The 19,999-nt window shown below is 37.3% G+C and carries 15 protein-coding genes; 14 read left to right on the top strand and 1 reads right to left on the bottom strand.

What is annotated here, in order from left to right:
- Positions 1-155: 155 nt before the first annotated feature.
- Positions 156-1,049, bottom strand: coding sequence for a LysR family transcriptional regulator (locus NSA47_RS12580; RefSeq protein ID WP_257532525.1), 894 nt, complete (start codon positions 1,047-1,049; stop codon positions 156-158).
- A gap of 672 nt (positions 1,050-1,721) precedes the next feature.
- Here NSA47_RS12580 and NSA47_RS12575 point away from each other — a divergent pair.
- The 14 genes from NSA47_RS12575 to NSA47_RS12510 all read left to right on the top strand — a co-directional run bounded on the left by NSA47_RS12575 (position 1,722) and on the right by NSA47_RS12510 (position 19,991).
- On the top strand, positions 1,722-3,173 hold the full coding sequence (locus NSA47_RS12575) for an SLC13 family permease (protein WP_257532523.1): 1,452 nt from the start codon (positions 1,722-1,724) through the stop codon (positions 3,171-3,173).
- Positions 3,174-3,258: 85 nt separating this feature from the next.
- Complete coding sequence (locus tag NSA47_RS12570) at positions 3,259-4,602, top strand: phenylacetate--CoA ligase family protein (protein WP_257532521.1); 1,344 nt, start codon at positions 3,259-3,261, stop codon at positions 4,600-4,602.
- A gap of 191 nt (positions 4,603-4,793) precedes the next feature.
- The gene (locus NSA47_RS12565) at positions 4,794-6,353 is read left to right on the top strand and encodes an acyl CoA:acetate/3-ketoacid CoA transferase (protein WP_257532518.1); all 1,560 of its coding nucleotides are present in this window, start codon (positions 4,794-4,796) and stop codon (positions 6,351-6,353) included.
- Between the two features lie 42 nt (positions 6,354-6,395).
- The gene (locus tag NSA47_RS12560; RefSeq protein ID WP_257532516.1) at positions 6,396-7,265 is read left to right on the top strand and encodes an FAD binding domain-containing protein; all 870 of its coding nucleotides are present in this window, start codon (positions 6,396-6,398) and stop codon (positions 7,263-7,265) included.
- Between the two features lie 16 nt (positions 7,266-7,281).
- The gene (locus tag NSA47_RS12555; RefSeq protein WP_373370328.1) at positions 7,282-7,788 is read left to right on the top strand and encodes a (2Fe-2S)-binding protein; all 507 of its coding nucleotides are present in this window, start codon (positions 7,282-7,284) and stop codon (positions 7,786-7,788) included.
- A 13-nt stretch (positions 7,789-7,801) separates the two neighbouring features.
- Positions 7,802-10,147, top strand: a complete 2,346-nt coding sequence (locus NSA47_RS12550) for a molybdopterin cofactor-binding domain-containing protein (protein ID WP_257532514.1) — start codon at positions 7,802-7,804, stop codon at positions 10,145-10,147.
- Between the two features lie 127 nt (positions 10,148-10,274).
- Positions 10,275-11,042 (top strand): polysaccharide deacetylase family sporulation protein PdaB, encoded by a 768-nt coding sequence (gene pdaB, locus NSA47_RS12545; protein WP_257532512.1) that lies wholly within the window; start codon positions 10,275-10,277, stop codon positions 11,040-11,042.
- A gap of 334 nt (positions 11,043-11,376) precedes the next feature.
- Entirely contained in the window at positions 11,377-12,543 is a 1,167-nt protein-coding gene (locus tag NSA47_RS12540) for a Mur ligase family protein (protein WP_257532510.1), read from the top strand.
- Between the two features lie 115 nt (positions 12,544-12,658).
- A complete protein-coding gene (locus NSA47_RS12535; RefSeq protein WP_257532508.1) occupies positions 12,659-13,315 on the top strand; it encodes a single-stranded DNA-binding protein in 657 nt (218 codons plus the stop codon).
- A gap of 195 nt (positions 13,316-13,510) precedes the next feature.
- Positions 13,511-14,158, top strand: a complete 648-nt coding sequence (locus tag NSA47_RS12530) for a GntR family transcriptional regulator (RefSeq protein ID WP_257532506.1) — start codon at positions 13,511-13,513, stop codon at positions 14,156-14,158.
- Positions 14,159-14,419: 261 nt separating this feature from the next.
- Positions 14,420-16,189: a sigma 54-interacting transcriptional regulator gene (locus NSA47_RS12525; protein ID WP_257532504.1), complete on the top strand. Its 1,770-nt coding sequence runs from the start codon at positions 14,420-14,422 to the stop codon at positions 16,187-16,189.
- Positions 16,190-16,507: 318 nt separating this feature from the next.
- A complete protein-coding gene (gene prdC, locus NSA47_RS12520) occupies positions 16,508-17,815 on the top strand; it encodes a proline reductase-associated electron transfer protein PrdC (protein ID WP_257532531.1) in 1,308 nt (435 codons plus the stop codon).
- Positions 17,816-17,846: 31 nt separating this feature from the next.
- Positions 17,847-19,733 (top strand): D-proline reductase (dithiol) proprotein PrdA, encoded by a 1,887-nt coding sequence (gene prdA / locus NSA47_RS12515; protein ID WP_257532502.1) that lies wholly within the window; start codon positions 17,847-17,849, stop codon positions 19,731-19,733.
- Positions 19,734-19,742: 9 nt separating this feature from the next.
- Positions 19,743-19,991 carry a CBO2463/CBO2479 domain-containing protein gene (locus tag NSA47_RS12510; protein WP_257532500.1) on the top strand — a complete coding sequence of 83 codons (249 nt, stop codon included), beginning with the start codon at positions 19,743-19,745 and terminating at the stop codon, positions 19,989-19,991.
- The last annotated feature ends 8 nt before the right edge of the window (positions 19,992-19,999 follow it).

Genomic DNA, 19,999 nt, shown 5'->3' with positions numbered 1-19,999 from the left:
GAATTAAAGAGAAACTTGGATGGCTAAGTCCAGTGCAATACAGACTTAGTCTTCAGGCTGCATAAAAATAGCGAGGCAGCCGAAACTGTCTCGCTAATAAAGTCTAACTTTAAGGGGTCACCTCATTTTAATAATAGGTGCTTTATTCTATGTATTTAAGAAATCTTTGATTCAATCCACGAGGCAGTGAAGTCTACAAAGACTTTAAGAGCTGGCGATATATTGGTGGTTTTATTAATGGTAAGAAAAATCTTTCTATTTATGGGAGGGCTTAAGGTCAAAGTAGTAATTCCGGGGTTCTGATCAATAGTAGCAGCAACCCTAGAGGAAAGTACTGTAATGCCTAAATCCTCACTAACTAAACCCAGTATTGTTTTAACCGAAGAACAAGTCATTCGAATTTTAGGATTAAAATTCATAGCTTGACAAGCATTAAAAAAGTCATGATAATGTCCAGAGGTAATAGGGGTAGTAATGAAATTCTCATTTTTTAATTGCTTTAAGTGTACAGATTTTTTAGAAGCTAGTGGATGTTCAGCACTAGTCAAAACCACCATTTGATCGGTAACTAGAGGAACATACTGGAAGGTATAATCAGGACTTATCTGTTGAACAAAGGCCGCATCTATTTTTGAGGAATGTAACATTTCTAAGAGTTCATCACATTGATTTTCCAAAAGAGACAATTGAATATCAGGGTATTTTTTTTGAAAGCTTGCTAACAGATGAGGAATGAAATAATGACCTACAATGGGGATAATTCCTAAGGTGAGATGCCCTCTATTCACTGACGCATATTCCTGGATACATTGGTTGGCAGCAGTGATTTCCGACATTATACGAGCGGCATGCTCTACAAAGGCTGCTCCCGCTGAAGTAAGTTTTACAGAACGAGTGGTTCGAATGAATAAGTTTACCCCCAATTCCTTTTCCAGATTATTAATCTGCTGTGAAATGGAAGATTGAGAGATATTAATCTCTTCAGCCGCACGAGTGAAACTATGAAACTTTGCCACAGCCAATACATATTCTAACTGATGAAATTGCATGATACCCTCCCCAAAAATCATTGGTATTTATATTAGCCTTAAAAGCAAAACAATCAAAACAACCTTATTAAAATAGAGCTAGAGTTATTACCCCATACAAGTTAAAAGATTAATATAAATATATGAATTAAATTTAGTATCAAGACCAATTTAAGGAAAAGTTTTACAAAAGCGCAGTAAATAGTTAACACACATGGCATAAAATTAACGAATTGTAGTCTTATTATATCATTGCAATTTTTTTTGTGCAATGATAAAAAGATTTTATCTATAAAAAAATCCCATAGATTTTAGTTATTCTATATCTAGAAAAAGTTTATAAGATAAAGTGGCTAATATTAGGGGATTGTGCGGATTAATAAGTTAAATTAATGAATGTAATTACAAAAGAATATTTAATTTTTCAGTAGTTGGATGATAAAGTAAATACAGAAAGACTAGCAAAACCTTCTTATTAAGCTATGGGAAGATTGGGTGTTAATTCAGTAGACTATTTCAAAGAAGACTTTTTTTAGCCATAATCGTTAACATATTAACAATAAGTAGAAGTGAATAAATTGACACACAATTTTACTATGATTTCTAAAATATGGAGGTGATAATCCAACAAAGATTTTAAATGTTGTGCTCTATTCATCATTTCTTAAAAACAGATTGGAGGGAGAGAAAAGTATGAGTACAGAATCGTCCACTGGTGCAAACGTGGTTAATCTTAACCAAGAAAAACCACAAAATATGAAAAATAAAAAGAGAATTATTTGGTTATTAGGTGTAATTGTCATTTATTTTATTATTTCCAATTTACCTTTACTCGATGGACTTACATCCGAAGGATTAAAATCCATTGCTCTGATGGTTTCGGCGGTTATTTTATGGGTAACCGAAGCCCTGCCTATAGCAGTTGCTTCATTAGTTTTGGTATTTATTCAACATGTCATTGGTATTTCCCCTATGGGAGTGGCTGTTCAAAATTTTGCTAATCCCACTTTGCTCTTTGTGGTCTCCTCTTTCTTTTTAGCAGGTGCCTTGGGGTCTAGTGGTCTAAGTAATCGCATCTCAATGAAATTGACTATTATGTCCAAGGGAGATCCCAAGAGAGTTGCTTTCTATTTGATGGGTGCTACTGCAACATTGTCCGCAGTCATCTCAGATGTGCCAGCAGTTGCTGCATTTTTTCCTATAGGGTTAGCCCTTTTGGAGAAAAACAATTGTAAAACGGGCTCAAGTAATTTTGCCAAGCTTCTTATGATCGGTATTCCCTTTGCTTCTTTAATCGGTGGTGTAGCTACACCGGCAGGATCTTCATTAAATGTAATGACCCTGGGACTGCTAGAATCTACAGCAAATATTTCCATAAGCTTTGGTGAGTGGGCTTTGGTAGGAATTCCAGTAGTTATTGTGGGTATTCCTCTAACCTATAAAATTCTAACCATCGTATTTAAACCAGAATTGGAGACATTGACTGATTTAGACGGAATTAGAAGTGATTATGAAAACTTAGGTGCAATAAATGTAAAGGAAAAGAAATTTATTGGTATTTTGATTGTATTACTGATTACATGGTTTACAGAATCCATTCATGGTATACCCCTACCCGCTACTGCTACCATTGGGGGAGCACTTTTCTTCCTTCCAGGAATTGATTTATTAACTTGGGATTATATTAAGAATAAAATTGGCTGGGATACCATTCTACTTATCGGAGCGGCCACTTCATTGGGAACCACCTTATGGCAATCTGGTGCTGCTACATGGATAGCTGAGTCCGCTTTAAGTGGTATACAGGGAGCACCTATGTTAATTGTTCTTCTATTTATCATTGTATTTACAATACTCATTCATTTATTAGTTCCTGTAAATCCGGCTATTGTATCCATCATGGTACCTACTCTTGTGGCTTTTTCACAGAGTATAGGAATGAATCCCGCATTTTTAGCTATTCCTATGGGCTTTACTGTATCCGCAGCATTTCTATTACCTCTTGATCCTGTGCCCCTCATTACCTATGCATCGAGGCAGTACAAGATGGGAGATTACTTTAAGGCAGGAGTGCCAGTGTGCGTACTTTGGACCATTATCATGACTGTAGCGATGTTTTTATTGGCACGGCCCATATTGTTTTAATAAAGTTTTGGCAAGACCATCTTCTATTTTTAAGAAATTCATAAATAATAATCTAAAAATGAAGGAGAGGTGTTAATAAACCATTGTGACAGATAATGAGCAAACCACAAATGTTCGATATAAGTATTGGTCAGTGGCAGAACTACTACCTAGAGAAGAAATGGAAAAACTTCAGTTTAAGAGATTGGTTGAACAAATAAACTATCTATGGGACAAAAGCTCTTTTTATCGTCAGAAATGGGAGCAAAATGATTTTTATCCTGAAAAGTTAAAGACCATAGAGGACATAAAATACATTCCCATTCTGACAAAAGAAGAAATTCGTATAAGTCAAGAAAAAGATCCACCCTATGGAATGATGAGGATACCTGGCAGTGGACCAATTAACCGAATAGCCATGACATCAGGAACTACAGGTGAGCCAGTATTGATCCCCTTCACCAAAGAAGATTATTTTGGAAATTTTTGTGAAGGTGGAGTAAGAGGTTTATGGGCAGCAGGTGTTAGAAAGGATGATATTCTACATTGTGCCTTTGGCTTTTTACCTTTTATAGGACTTGCTGGCCTCCATGATGCTGGTGAGCACTTTATTGGTTCTCTAGTGATTCCAGGGGGGACATGGGATAGCTTGACACGTATTAAGATGATTCAAAAACTTCAAGTCACAGTTTTAGCGGGCACCCCCACCTATCTTTTGCATTTGGCCAATGTTGCAAAAAAAAGGCAAATTGACCCCAAATCAATGGGAATACGCCTCCTATTGACTACTGGAGAATGTGGGTCTGCATCCGTTCCTAACACGGGTTTGCGTTTAAAAGAAGCATGGGGATGCAAAATATATGATCTTTCTGGTACCCAAGAAACAAATTATATTACATGGATGTGTGAAGAAGGAGTATCACATATTAACGAGGATTTAGTATATCTAGAAATATTAGATCCAGAGACCAATGAACCTGTAGAGCCAGGAAATCCAGGGAAATTAGTGGTGACGGATTTAGTTCAAAAAACCCATTGTGTGATTCGATTTGAAACCGGAGATATTGTCAACGGTATAGAAACAGGCCTTGTATGTAAATGCGGACGAACCCTTAGTCAATTTAAAGGATATCAAGGACGAATGGGGGATATCATTAAAATCAAGGGGGTATGCGTATCCATTACGGGAATTGAAAATGTGATACGTGGCATCAAAGAATGTTCTGACCAATATGAGTATATGGCCTTAAAAGATGGTGAAAAGGATAAGATATTAGTTCAATTGGAACTAAAGGATGATGTAGATCCCAGTAAATGGGAGGACATTGGGCAGAAAGTGGCTGAGACATTGCGTGAAACTTTTATGATCAATATGAATGTAAAGATAGTGCCACCAGGAACTTTACCTTTATATGATTTAAAGGCAAAACGATTTCGCGACTATAGATAGAGGAAGAAAAGCACGAGTTATTGATATAGCTTTATTACATCGATAGGATTTGTCCATGTCATTAATCATAACAATGGATTTCCCTAGAGTTAATTTTGGTTAATGATTAGGTGGAGAGGGATTGTCCAGCCAAGAGAAAAGGATATCAATAGAGGCTATGTTAAAACAAATTGTTAAAGGGGGATAAGATAATGTCAAAAGTAATCTCAGCCCAGCAGTCGGCAGAGTTGATTAAAGATGGGGCAACAGTAGCTTGGACTACAGCAGGATTATGCAATTTCGCCGAAGAAGTAGCGTCGGCCATTGAAGCAAGATTTTTAGAAACTGGACATCCGCGGGGAATTACTCTTACCCATAGCTGTGGATGTGGAGATCATAAGACAAGGGGAATGAATCATTTTGGTCACGAGGGTCTTCCTAAAAAGATAATTGCTGGTCACATCGGAGAAGCGCCTAGATTAGGTAAATTAGTAGCTGAAAATAAAGTGGAATGTCATTTATTACCCCAAGGAGTGATCACCCACCAATGGAGACAAATGGCAGGCAAAAAAATTGGAGTGATCACAAAAGTTGGTTTAGGCACCTATGTAGATCCTCGGTTAGAGGGAGGCAAAATATCGGAGATAACCAAGGATGATTTGGTAAAAGTAATGGAGATTGAAGGAGAAGAGTATTTATATTACAAAACTTGGCCTATTGACGTAGCTGTCATTCGTGGAACAATAGCGGATGAAAAAGGAAACATGACTATGGAGAAAGAGGCGTTGTTTTTAGAAGCCCTTCCTTTGGCAACAGCTGCAAAAAATAATGGGGGAATAGTGATCGCTCAGGTAGAATATTTAGCCAAATCAGGTACCCTTCATCCGAAAAAAGTAAAGGTTCCTGGAGTATTGGTAGACTATATCGTTGTTGCTAAACCTGAAAATCATATGCAAACAAAAATAACCGGCTACAATCCTGCCCTCTCTGGAGAGAGTAAAATGCCTTTGGGAAGTAGAGAACCCCTACCTTTAGATGAGCGCAAGGTAATTGCCCGAAGAGCAGCAATGGAATTAAGACCGGAGATCACTCTTAACTTAGGTCTTGGTATGCCTGATGGTGTTGGGGCTGTAACCGCTGAAGAAGGTGTAACAGAGATGCTTACCATGACCACTGAGTTAGGAAACTTTGGGGGGATGCCAGCAGGCGGACTTGATTTTCCTGCTACTTATAATTCTGAATGTACTGTAGATCATCCCTATATGTTTGATTTTTATGATGGTGGTGGCTTGGATTTATGTGTTCTAGGTCTTGCCCAGACCGATAAACGAGGAAATCTTAATGTAAGTAAATTTGGTTCTAATGTAGTTGGTCCAGGTGGTTTTGTCAATATTTCTAGTGCTGCTAAAAAAGTAGTTTTTGTGGGAACCATGACTGCCGGTGGAGCAGAATATGAGGTGAAAGATGGAACCATTAAGATCTTAAAAGAGGGTAAAGTGAAAAAATTTGTCAATCAAGTTAATCAAATTACCTTTAGTGGGCCACAAGCTTACAAAGATGGAAGATCTGTACTCTATGTTACAGAGCGTGCTGTGTTCACACTGGAGGGAGGGGAAATGACACTTATTGAAATCGCTCCAGGTCTTGACGTGGAAAAAGATATTCTATCTATTATGGAATTTCGGCCCAAAATTTCTAAGGATTTAAAAGAAATGCCTAAGGAGATATTTGAGCCCCAATGGAATCAACTTAAAAAAATAATGAACAATTAAGGATACAAGCAAAAAATTATTTTATTAAAGGGGGAAGAAAAAGTGTATCTACAGGATTTTAAGTATTATTCACCAGATAGTGTTATGGAAGTTTGCCAGCTTTTATCAAAGTTTGGCGATAGTGCAAAGGCATATTGTGGTGGAACGGATATTTTACCCAAAATGAAAAACGGATTATTGGAGCCAGAAGTTTTAATATCCCTTAAAAACATTGCTGATCTGAAAAAAATTGAATATGTAGAAGGTAAAGGGGTGGTAATAGGTGGCGCTTGTACTCACAATGATTTAGTTTTTTCTAAATTATTAGAGAAGAGGTATTCAGCGGTTTCAAAAGCTGCTGAAACCATGGCGGCAAACCAAATTCGCCATATGGGAACTGTCGCGGGAAATATTGCCAGTGCTGTTCCCTCCGCAGATATTCCACCAATTCTTATCACTCTAAATGCAAGTCTTACCCTTGTGGGAACACAAGGTGAGCGTACACTGCCACTAGAAGAAGTTTTTATAGGTCCTGGCAAAACGGTTTTGGCCAATGATGAAATCATAACAGAAATAATCATTCCTGACCAAAAATATACAGGAAGTGGATATTATAAATTTGCCCTTCGTAAATCGGGAGCTTTGGCCGTTGTAGGTGTCGCGGCAACCATTAATGTAGAGGAAGATATGATTAAAGACGTAAAAATAGCTCTGGGAGCAGTATCTCCTACACCTGTTCGTGCCAAAGAAGCTGAAAAATTTCTTATAGGGAAAAAGATCAGTAATGAGTTACTAGAGGAAGCAGGGAGTATAGCTAGTGGGGAATGTAAACCTATTTCTGACTTCAGGGCGTCAGCTGAGTATCGTACAGACTTAGTACGTATTTATACGAAGCGGGTATTAGAGCAAATTACCAAAAAGGAAAATAGTTAAAAGGGGAGGGATATAAGTGTCAAATGTTATTATGGATAACCAAGGAATTCAGCATCAGCTTGTTACCATTAACGTAAATGGAGATGAATATACAAGGGTAGTCAAAGCAAATACTCTGTTAGTTAATTTCTTACGGGATGAATTAGATCTTACCGGAACTAAAAAAGGTTGTGAGCTAGGAGATTGTGGATCCTGTACTATATTATTAGATGGGAAGCCCGTTAACTCCTGCTTAATATTAGCTCTTGATGCAGATGGTAAAAAGGTTACCACCATTGAAGGTGTATCAGACACGGATCAATTGTCTGTTGTACAAGAAAAATTTGTTGAATATGGTGCTATTCAGTGTGGATACTGTGCCCCAGGTATGATTATGTCCGCTACAGCATTGTTAGCAGAGAATCCAAAACCCACAGCAGAAGAAGTACGGGCAGGCATTTCCGGAAACCTTTGTCGTTGTACAGGATATATCAATATCATAAAGGCTATTATGGCTGCATCCGGTCAAGAAATACCAAATTAAGGAGGGATAATATATGGAAGGTGTAGTATATCCTAAGGAAAATACCATGTATGCTGAAAGAGAGCATACTCAAATAGGTAAAAGTAAACCTAGAGTAGATGGTCGAGAAAAAGCCACTGGTTCTGCAAAATATTGTGGAGATCTAAAATTTCCCGGAATGCTTTATGGAAAGTTACTAGGCAGTCCCCATGCCCATGCTAGAATATTGAATATTGATATTTCAAAGGCTTTAGAAATACCTGGCGTGGTAGATATTATCACTTCTAAAGATGTGCCAGATCTTAAATATGGGATTAGTCCAGCCCGCTGGGATGAAAATGTATTATGTATCGAAAAGGTAAGACATGTAGGAGATAAAGTAGCTGCAGTTGTTTGTGTTGATGAGGAAACTTGCTACAAAGCCTTGAAGGCTATAAAGGTTGATTATGAAATACTGCCTGCAGTGCTGGACTATAGAACAGCAGCCGATGAAGGGCAGGCACAAATCCATGAAGAATATCCAAGAAATATTAATACAGAAATCCATCACAAATTTGGAGATATGGAAAAAGCCTTTGCTGAAGCAGATCATATACGTACAGATGTATTTGAAGGTCAGCGTACCTATCAATCCCCCATTGAACCCCATTCAGCTATCTCTATATGGAAGGATGGAAAACTTACTGTGTATTCCAGTACCCAGTCCGTTCACTATTTCCAATACTATATTGCTCGAGAATTTGAACTAAAAATGGGTGATGTCAGAGTGATCAAACCCTATGTAGGTGGCGGATTTGGTGGAAAACTAGAGCCTACAGGTTTAGAATTTTGCGGTGCAGTACTCTCTAAACGAACTGGCAGACCAGTGAAAATGTCCTATGATCGTTATGAGATGTTCCAACACAATCGTGGTCGTCATCAAGGGCGTTATGAAGTTACCACTGCCGTAACCAAAGAGGGGAAAATCCTAGCTCTAAAAGTAAATTTCCTTCTTGATGGAGGAGCTTATACCAGTTTAGGTATAGCAACTGCTTACTACTCTGGAGGCTTATTACCTTTAACCTATGATTTTGATAATTTCCAATTTGATTTAAGAAGAATGTACACCAACTTGCCAGCATGTGGTGCCCAAAGAGGACATGGTGCTCCTCAACCCAAATATGCCTTGGAAAGTCATTTGGATAATGTAGCCAAGGACTTGGGCATTGACCCCCTTGAATTACGACAGCGTAATGCCAGACAACCAAATACAAATACTTGTAATGGCATGGGTATTCAAACCTGTCGTCTTCCAGAAGCTCTAGAAAAAATTAAAAAGATTACAAACTGGGAAGAGAAAAAGAAAAATGGTTTGCCAAAGGGAAGAGGCATTGGTATGGCTACCGGATCTTTTGTCACTGGTGCTGGATATCCCATTTATAGAAACGACTATCCCTCTTCTTCTGGTATGATTAGGGTAAATGAAGACGGTACTTCAGCTACATTATATATTAATGCAATAGAAATCGGTCAAGGTTCAGACACAGTCCTATTGCAAATGGCTGCTGAGGCTATGGGGTATCGTTATGAGAACATGAAAATTGTAGCAGGAGATACGGAAACTGCACCTCTAGACTTCGGAGCCTATTCCAGTCGTCAGACAGCATACTGTGGTTGGGTGTGTAAGCGTGCAGGGGAAGAAATTAAGGCGAAGATTCTTGAAACCGCCGGCTTTATGATGCATTTACCACCAGAGGATTTAGAATGTATTGATGGAATGATATTCTCCAAATCTCGTCCTAAGGTTGAGCCCCTATCCTTTGAAGAAGTGGCTAAAAAGTATTTTATTATCAAAGGTCCTTTGGTAGGCACAGGAGTCTATACGGTACCTCGATTAGGGGGAAGCCATAAGGGAGCGGCTGTTGCTACATCCCCTTCCTATAGTTTCTGTACCCAGGCAGCAGAAGTTCAGGTTGATGAGGAAACAGGGGAAATTCAAGTTCTTCATGCTTGGGATGTCCATGATGCTGGGCAGATTATAAATCCTGCTCTAATGGAAGGGCAGGTTCATGGAGCATTTGGTATGGGCTTTAGTGAAACTGTATCTGAGCAAGTCTTGTTTAGCGATAAAGGTAAGATTATTAATGGAGATCTTGCGAATTATCGTATAATATCAGCTCTTGATATGCCTGGCTTTACCAATGATCTTATTCATAGTAATGATGAGCCAGCCACTCCATGGGGACTCAAGGAAATTGGGGAAGGCTCAAACAATCCAACTATGGGGGCAGTAAGAAATGCTATTTTTGATGCCACTGGAGTAAGTGTTGACAGCTTGCCCTTCTCCTATGAAAAATTATGGCGTACAATGAAGGAAAAAAGAGAACGAGATAAAAAATAAAAGTAAAAAGTCCCGGGGCTTGATATGCCTACGGGGCTTTTTTCTTAGGTGTTTTTTATGTGGAAAAGCATAACCTCCTTTAAAAGGAATAAAATCTAATAAAGCATAAAAAAGGAGGTAAAGTTTCTTGAAGATTTTTTTTGTAAAAAAGAGAACCATAGCCACTTATTTTCTTATTTTTATACTAACCAGCGTCTCTATCCTCTATACCCAAGGGATTACCCCTAGAACCATACAAGTATTTATGAATCCAGAGCGCCAACTGCCTATATATAGTGTAGAGACACCAGAAAAGAAAATTGCCATTAGTTTTGATGCAGCATGGGGAGACGAATATACTCAAGAAATACTGGATATTTTGGAAGAACACAATATTAAGTCTACATTCTTTTTAGTGGGTTTTTGGGTAGATAAGTATCCCCATCAGGTGAAAAAAATCTTTGATGAGGGACACGAAATTGGTAATCATTCCAGTACCCATCCGGACATGGCAAAAATCTCCCAAGAAGAAATTATAAAAGAATTAAATGTAACTGGAGAGAAGATAGAAAAAATCATAGGGAAAAAACCTATCCTTCTTCGTCCGCCCTATGGAGCCTATAATAACACTTTACTTACCACAGCCAAGGAAGAAGGCTATTATACCATTCAATGGGATGTAGATTCCCTAGATTGGAAGGAATTAGGTGTAGAGCCTATGGTAGAAAGAGTAACATCAAAAGTAAAAAATGGATCTATAGTATTGTTCCATAACAATGCCAAGTATCTAACCCAAGCGCTGCCCAATATATTAAAAACACTTCAAGATGAAGGCTATGAAATCATACCCATATCTGAACTCATCTATAAAGAGGACTATCACATTGATCATGAAGGTCGGCAACATAAAAACTAGAATATTTATGGGCAAAATAAGGAGATATCTTAAATAAAATACGAAATGACGCTTTTGCAGACAGTGGGGATAACACTGGATGAATGGAAATATTAAAGTCCTTAAGAAGCTTGGGTATCTGAGCATAGCCGGTGGGAAGGCTTAGGATTTAGTATTGGAATGGATGATAGGTGTTATCCACTACTGCAAGTAAGGAATATGTATTTTATTTAAGATATTTTTCTCTTAAAATAAATGGATTAGGGTTCTCTACTTCATTTATCTATGTTCAAATACATAAATTTTAAAAAGAGGTACATCCTAAACATACCTCAAAAAAAAGGAGCGGACATCTATGGAAAAATTTAGCCATTGGATCCACCAACCAGCTATAATCGGAATAACAGGCAGCAATGGAAAGACCACTATAGTGAAAATGGTAGAAGCTATTTTTAGAGAAAATGCTAAAAAAATGATGGTTATTGATGGCTTGGACGTAAAAGGCTCAGAAGAAATTTTAAACAAAATAGACCGGGAAAGAAGTCAATGGATTACTATTGAATTATGCCCCCAGTCTCTAAAACAAGGAAATTTTAAAGAGATTGAATTTGACACCGCAATATTTACCAATTTGTCTACCGACACGGTGGAGGATAAGACGGATTTTCTAAGCATGAAAGAAAATCTATTTGATCCATTAGAAAAAAACAAAAGAGCCATTATTAATGTGGATGATCCCAAGGGGCTTGAAATGATCCAAGGTAAAGGGGATATCTATGCCATTACCTACGGTTTAAAATCAAAATCCACTGCCACAGCATCGAGTATTGATGTGGGAGAAAACATACGCTTTAATTATTGTCTACAAAGAACCTTAGATAGTTATAACCAAAACATCATAGAAGTACAGGAGTTTCCTATAGAAATAAATCTTATAGGATATCATAACATATATAATGCTTTAGCAGCCATTACACTGGCCCTCATCTATGAGATACCTGTGGAGGTCATACAGGAAGCTTTGAAGAAATTTTATCCTGTCCCTAGGAGATTAGAATACAGTTCATTGCCTCCCTACTATGTAGTAGATGACTATGCTCAAAATATCAATAGCCTGGAAACAGCCTTCCAAAGCATTCAAAGCTTAGATTACCATGATGTATTTGTGGTCATGTCTATAGGAGGAAATAAAGAGAAAAGCATAAATAAGAAAAAGGCAGAAACCATTAGCAATTGGGTGTCCTCCCTAAAAATAAAAGGATTGTATCTAACAGATTGTAAAGACATGGAAAATAAAAGGGAAACAAAATCCACAGGTCAAAAAACTTTCTTAAAAACATTAAAAAAAGATCAAATTCCCTTTATATACAAACCCTGTTTGACGGAGAGCATTAAAGAAATACTCACCAAAACCGAGGAAAAGGATCTCATTATGTTATTGGGCACCCAAGAAATGGACAAAGGAAAAGAAATCATAAGAGCCAACATACAAAAAAGACAGCAAAGTCATTACTATTTTTAAATAAAAATCTTCCAAAAGGAAGATTTTTTTCATATTTATGGGACAACAGGAATAATTATGTCTTATACGACATCTATTTATAAAGAACGAGAGTATAGGAAGGGGAGCGGAGGTAATGGTAAATAATACAATGGATACCAATAATGTAGTGCTAGTGGGGAAAGTAAGGGAGGAGTTAAAATTCAGCCATTCAATATATGGGGAAGGATTTTATAATACCACTCTAGAGATTCCCCGTTTGAGTGATGTTACAGATGTTTTGCCCATTACAATTTCAGAAAGACTTTTACAAAATATGGAGTTAGAAGAGGGAGTTGATCTCATGATTAGTGGTCAGCTTCGATCTTATAATAAAATGGTGGAGGGCAGTAATCGATTAATATTAACCACCTTTGTAAGAGAGGTAGATTTCATTATTTCAGAGGAGGAAAATAAAAACCCCAATCAAATTTATCTAGATGGATTTATTTGCAAAAAGCCCTCCTATAGAACAACACCCTTTGGTCGGGAAATAACAGACCTTCTTATTGCAGTAAATAGGCCTTATAATAAATCAGATTATATTCCTTGTATAGCTTGGGGCAGAAATGCAAGATTTGCCCAGGGCTTAGAAATAGGGCAAAGGATAAAACTTTGGGGAAGAATTCAAAGTAGAGAATACCAAAAAAAATATCCCAATGGAGAGGTAGAAAATAAAATAGCCTATGAGGTATCCATCTCTAAAATGGAATCAGTGGAAAAAGAAGAAATAGAAGAAAGTGTGAAGGATTAAAGGTACTACAGAAATGTAGTGCTTTTTTTGTGTGAAAAGAAAGGATATCCCCTTCTAGGAGAATTGTGGTAGAATATATAGAGTAAAAAGACATAGTTTTTATTTAAAATAGGGAACATAAGTTATAGCCCCAGAAAAATAAAGAAAATTGACAATCGACAACTTATATAATAAAATATAGTTGTTACTTTACTTGTGCAAAATATAATAGGAATGAAGGTGACGATTATGGGAGGATTATCTAGATATACCCAAATTGCTTTGGATATGTCCCATAGAATTGTACAGGGAGAATTTACAGTAGGAGAAAGAATATACGGCAGATCTACCTTAGCTAGTCTATATAATGTATCGCCGGAAACCATTAGAAGGTCTCTAGCCCTTTTAGCAGAGGGGGGAGTAGTTAAAGTCAGCCAAGGAAGCGGCGTTATTATTTTATCAAAGGATTTAGCCTATGAATTTATAGAAAAATATAAAGGGAAACATTCTTTAGCCAGTATTAAAAAGGAATTAAGAAATTTATTAGAAGAAAAAAAGAAAATGGATATTAATCTATGGGATATGGTACATAATCTTATTGAATATAGTGATAATCTAAAACATATCAATCCCTACAACCCCTTTGAAATTGACATTGAATCTTCCTATAAAGAGGCAGGCAAAACCATTGCAGAAGTAGAATTCTGGAAAAAAACCGGCGGCACCATTATCGCCATAAAAAGAGGAGAACAGATGATTATCTCCCCAGGACCCAAGTATACCTTAGAAGTTGGAGATACCATTGTCGTGGTAGGGGACCAAGACGTCTATTATAAATTAAAACAATTTTTAAATAAGTTGTAAAGCAATTTATTGTGTTAGATAGATGGAGAGTTTGTTTTATTCTCCATCTCAGGCAGGGATTGCTTCATGTTTTATGTAGGTTCTATCCTAATGAAAGGCAAGCAAAAATTTGGAGTAATCTCCTGTCAATGCGACCAAGAGATATAATCAAAGCAATCTTTTTAGATTGTTTTTTTGTTGTCTAGTTTTTTATAAAACATCTGTTATAATGAAAACAAAGAAAAGATTTTGTATTCCAAAACTATTTAAAGGAGTTTTCCTATGATTCTCAATCAAATTATTAAGTTAACCGCCGAAGACATTATGGATACGGACTTAATAAAAGTAGGAACCAATGCCACATTATTTGAAGTGTGGAATGAAATGGCAATAAAAAAAAGAAATGAAGCCCTTATTCTTATGTCCCATGGAGATAGGGAAGAAGTAAAGGGGATTATCACCTATTCGGATATTGGGGATATGATCAGACAGAAAGTAGATTTACATCAATCGGTGGAGAAACACATGAGAAAAAATGTATATCTTTTCTCCCCCCAAAAACCAGTAAAAGAAGCTCGAGATTTTATGGTGGCTAAAGGCATAGGAAGTTTGCCCATATGGGATGGCAAGAAAATTATAGGTATGATAGATACAATAAGCTTAAGGGATACCTATTATAAAAAGACAGAAGAACTCAGCCAACAATTGAGAACTATCCTAGACCGATTACATGAAGGAGTTTGTGTGATTGATGAGGACGGAATAGTGACTTTTTGGAACAATAGTGCTGAACGAGTATACGGAGTAGAGGCAGAAGAACTACTGGGAAAAAAATTAAGTGATTATTTCCCCACAGCATTATTAGATATGGTCATAAAAAGTGGAGAACCAGTGGAAAATGTTACTCATTCCCCTAGAAAGGATACCTATGTGGCCATATCAGCCAAACCCCTATGGAGTGAAGGGCAATTAGTAGGAGCAGTTTCTTCAGAAAGGGACATTACAGAAATCATCCAATTATCCATGGAACTAGAAGAGGCAACAAATAGGGTAGAGTTTTTGGAGAAAGAATATAGGAAAATAACAGAGGATCAATACCAATTGGGGGGCATCATTGGCAAAAGCAAAAAGCTAACAGAAGCTATTATCTTAGCCCAGCAGGTAGCTAAAGCCAGTGTGAACGTCCTTATTACAGGGGAAAGTGGGACAGGTAAAGAGGTATTTGCCCGGGCTATCCATCAAGAAAGTGCAAGAAAAGGTGACTTTATTGCTATAAACTGTAGCGCTATACCTAGCAATTTGCTAGAAAGTGAACTCTTTGGCTATGAAGGAGGAGCCTTCACAGGAGCCTTGACCAAGGGGAAAAAGGGAAAATTTCAATTGGCTGACCAAGGAACCATCTTTCTAGATGAAATCGGGGAAATGCCCATTGATATGCAGGCCAAACTACTGAGAGTATTACAGGATGGAATGGTACATCCTGTGGGAGGGGAAAAGTCCTTTAAAGTAAATGCCCGCATTATTGCAGCGACCAATCAGAATCTTGAAAAAATGATGGAGGAGGGAACCTTCCGGGAGGATCTTTACTATAGACTAAATGTAGTATCCATTAAATTACCTCCTTTAAGAGAAAGAAGAGAAGATATTCCTTTGCTGATCCATCGCTTTATAAAGGAATTTACTAAGGTTCACCAGCGTAATATTCTATCTATTTCACCCGAAGTATTAAGAATACTTACCGATTATGAATGGAAGGGAAATATTAGAGAACTCAAGAATACAATGGAAAGATTGGTCGTATTGTCAACAAATAATCATATTACCAAGGAGCTTATGCCAGAAGAGATTATTAAGAATATAAAGAAGAGAAAAAATAATCCCGAGGGAGAACCCCAAGAATATGATTTAGAAAAAACCCTTAGGAAGACTGAAATTTCAATAATTCAAGAAGTAATGACTTTAGTGAAAGGCAATAAAAAAAGAGCAGCAGAAATCTTAAACATACCTAGAAGTACACTTTATTATAAATTAAGCCAATATGGTATTGAATAAATAATAACAATGTCAACATTTTAGAAGGATGTCAAAAATCTGACAAAAAGAAGGGTCATGCTTTTCTTTACAGTAAAGTAGCCTGCTAACCAGAATAACACACCTTTTAGAAAAAATACCAAAAAGATGTACTATGAATTTATGTCAATAATTTGACACAGGAGATATTTTTATCCTATAGAAAATATTTATAGAAAAACGCATTCCATTGAAATTAGCGGGAATGCGTTATTTTATTTAAAACATATCGTACTTGGCATGGTTATTGCATATTTATAATTGTGAAAATCCAAACTAATACAAATAAAATAAATTCAGATAAAAGGAGGTGAATTCAAGATGGAATTCCGTTTTCCTTTGAAACAACACGTGGGAGCCCCCTGCAAGCCTATAGTCAAAGAATTGGACGAGGTGAAAAGGGGAGAAAAAATTGCAGAACCTGAAGGTTTAGGTGCCTTTATCCACAGTAGCGTCAATGGAAGGGTGAAATCTGTTAATGAAAATGAAATCCTCATAGAGGCTGAAGAAAAGCAATCTAAAGATTATCTACCCATTAAAGAAACCAATGACAAGCTGGAAGCCATCATGGAGGCTGGTATAGTAGGTGCAGGAGGTGCAGGATTTCCTACCCATGTTAAACTCAAAACCAAAATATCTGGTGGGTATGCGATTATCAATGCAGCGGAATGTGAACCCATATTAAAACATAATGTCCATTACCTTGATGTAGAGGCAAAAAATATTGTCAATGGACTAAAATATATTATGGAAATCACAGAAGCATCCCATGGAATAATTGCTATTAAGCCTAAACATAAAGATACCATTGATGTTTTAAAACAAAATATCGGAAAAGAAGCTATAGAAATAAAATATCTTCCGGATTTATACCCATCAGGGGATGAAAGGGTAGTTATTCGAGAGCTCCTGGGAGTGGAATTAAAACCTGGCCAATTGCCAAGTAGCGCCAATGCCATTGTACAAAATGTGGAAACAGCAAAAAATATAGCTTTAGCCATAGAGGCTAGAAAACCTGTAATAGATAAAGACGTTACCATTGGTGGACGGGTAAAGGATGCAAGAGATGGATTGACCTCTATGGATGTGCCTATAGGCTACCCCGTGATTGAATTAATTAAAGCAGCAGGGGGTTATATAGAGCCCCATGGAGAAATTGTTTTAGGCGGACCCTTTACCGGTAGTCGAGGAAAGGAAAATAGCCCTGTCACTAAAACACTTGGGGGCGTACTTGTAGCCATGCCTTTCCCACAAGATAAACGTAAATTTGGCATATTGGCCTGTGAATGTGGTGCTCAAGAAGATCGATTACAGGAAGTGGTAGAATCCATGGGTGGAGAAGTTGTTGCCCAGGAAAGATGTAAGAGAATGGTAGAAGTCAATGGGAGATATCGATGTGAATTGCCCGGAATTTGCCCAGGGCAAGCACAAACACTTATAAGTTTAAAGAAAAAAGGTGCCGAAGCTGTTCTTGTCGGTAGCTGCGGGGACTGAACGAACACTGTAATGACAGTTACTCCTAGGTTAGGAGTACCAACCTATCACCATACAGATCATGTTCTACGAGCCGCAGGTCAAAGACTAATAAGAAAAATCAAAGACAAATAATTATTTTTATGAAAATAAAGGAGGTATTTCAATGTCTATTACTCCAGAAACTGCAGAACAACACAAAATGGATTATGCGGTAGTATGTTGTAGAACAGAGGTAGGGAAAGTGATTTCTGCTGATGATTTAGAAGATCCAGTAATTTTCCCAGATTTAGAAGATTCAGGCCTATTAACTATTCCTGAAAATTGCTTGAAAATTGGTGAGGTATTAGGGGCAACACTAAAAGAAACGATAGACTCCCTAACTCCTCTTAGTCCAGATTTATTAGAAGGCGTAAAAGCTATGGAAAGTGCAAAAGAGGAAGAAGTAGTAGAGGTAGAAGAAATTCAAGCAACTCCTGCTGTACAAACTGCTTCCCAGCCCGTGGCTATGAATGGTAATGCAGGAGTTCTTAAAATCCATATTGGAGAAGGGAAGGATATCAACTTAGAAATTCCCATGGGATATGGTGCAGGACCAGTAGCTCCAATGGCTCAGGCTCCAGCAGCACAAGAAGCTCAAGTGGTTGAAGTAGCTAAAGATACCGAAAAAGAAGAAGCTATAGTACAAGACAAAAAAGTAAGAGAATTAATGAAGAAGCATTACAAAATTGACAAAGTAGAGGTAGGACCAGAAACAAAAATTGAAGGCACTACTCTATATATTCGGGAAGATATTTGTGACGATGCAGTAAAGGTTAGTGACCTTGTAGTATCCATTAAGTTTGATATCATCACTCCGGATAAATATAACCAATATAGTGAAACTATTATGGACGTTCAGCCTATTGCAACAAAAGAAGGAGACAGCAAATTAGGTACTGGCGTAACAAGAGTATTAGATGGCGTCATCATGATGGTTACTGGAACAGATGAGGGTGGAGTACAGATTGGTGAGTTTGGTTCTTCCGAAGGCATTTTAGAAGAAAATATCATGTGGAATAGACCAGGAGCACCTGATAAGGGAGACATCTTCATTAAAACAGAAGTGGTCATCAAAGAACACACCAACATGGAAAGACCAGGTCCCTTAGCTGCCCATAAGGTTACTGATTTCATCACCCAAGAAATTAGAGAAGCTCTAAAGAAATTGGATGATGAAAGCTTAGTAGTAGAAACAGAGACAATCGAGCAATATAGAAGACCCGGCAAGAAAAAAGTTGTAATTGTTAAAGAAATTATGGGTCAAGGAGCTATGCATGATAATTTGATTTTACCTGTAGAGCCAGTAGGTGTACTAGGTGGAAAACCTAATGTTGACTTAGGGAACATACCTGTAGTCTTAAACCCATTAGAAGTCCTAGATGGAGGAATTCATGCACTGACTTGTATAGGTCCTGCTTCTAAAGAAAACTCCAGACATTATTGGAGAGAGCCTTTAGTATTAGAAGCTATGAATGATCCAGAAGTTGATCTTTGTGCAGTGATCTTTGTAGGAAGCCCACAAATTAATGCAGAGAAATTCTATGTATCTGAAAGACTAGGTATGATTGTGGAAGCTTTAGATGTAGAGGGAGCTTTTGTAACGACTGAAGGTTTTGGAAACAATCACATTGACTTTGTAAGCCATATTGAACAAATCGGTATGAGAGGAATACCTGTTGTGGGAATGTCCTTCTGTGCAGTACAAGGAGCACTTGTGGTAGGAAACGAACACGTAAAATACATGGTAGATCACAATAAATCTGAAGCTGGAATTGAAAATGAAGTATTATGCTGTAATACCCTATGTCCAGAGGATGCATTGCGTGCTATGGTTATGTTAAAAGCTGCTATAGCAGGAGAAGATATCAAAGCACCAGAAAGAAAGTGGAATGGAAACGTTAAGGAAAACAACTTAGAATTAATAGAGAAAACTTATGAAATAGAAATTGATCGAGTAGAAAATGAGCAATCACTACCCATAAGCGAAAAAAGGAAAGAAAAATATTCATAAAAGTAGGTAATGCATATGAAATATGGTGACAAGATTATATATATGGAAGGAATCATCACAGAGGTAAAAGATGGTGCTGTAGAAATAGATTTCAAAGGTAGATTAGGTCATATCAAAGTCCCTATGAGAATGCTTATTACTGACTACCCCTTAGAGGTAGGACAAGAAATAGGACTGAACATGAGTTATTTAGAGGTGTTAAGTCCTGAAATCAATGAAAAATATCGTAGTAATTTAGACAGACAGAAAAATAGATAGGAGGTAGA

The sequence above is a fragment of the Irregularibacter muris genome (assembly GCF_024622505.1).
GTDB classification, from domain to species: Bacteria; Bacillota; Clostridia; order Eubacteriales; family Garciellaceae; genus Irregularibacter; species Irregularibacter muris.
Note: the sequence above shows the minus strand (reverse complement) of the source record. Positions and strands in the feature narration are given on the sequence as shown.

Excerpts from the sequence above, each read along its gene's own strand:
- NSA47_RS12580 (WP_257532525.1), bottom strand. The coding sequence starts at position 1,049 with ATGCAATTTCATCAGTTAGAATATGTATTGGCTGTGGCAAAGTTTCAT.
- NSA47_RS12575 (WP_257532523.1), top strand. The coding sequence starts at position 1,722 with ATGAGTACAGAATCGTCCACTGGTGCAAACGTGGTTAATCTTAACCAA.
- NSA47_RS12565 (WP_257532518.1), top strand. The coding sequence starts at position 4,794 with ATGTCAAAAGTAATCTCAGCCCAGCAGTCGGCAGAGTTGATTAAAGAT.
- NSA47_RS12550 (WP_257532514.1), top strand. The coding sequence starts at position 7,802 with ATGGAAGGTGTAGTATATCCTAAGGAAAATACCATGTATGCTGAAAGA.
- NSA47_RS12540 (WP_257532510.1), top strand. The coding sequence starts at position 11,377 with ATGGAAAAATTTAGCCATTGGATCCACCAACCAGCTATAATCGGAATA.
- NSA47_RS12535 (WP_257532508.1), top strand. The coding sequence starts at position 12,659 with ATGGTAAATAATACAATGGATACCAATAATGTAGTGCTAGTGGGGAAA.
- NSA47_RS12525 (WP_257532504.1), top strand. The coding sequence starts at position 14,420 with ATGATTCTCAATCAAATTATTAAGTTAACCGCCGAAGACATTATGGAT.
- prdA (WP_257532502.1), top strand. The coding sequence starts at position 17,847 with ATGTCTATTACTCCAGAAACTGCAGAACAACACAAAATGGATTATGCG.
- NSA47_RS12510 (WP_257532500.1), top strand. The coding sequence starts at position 19,743 with ATGCATATGAAATATGGTGACAAGATTATATATATGGAAGGAATCATC.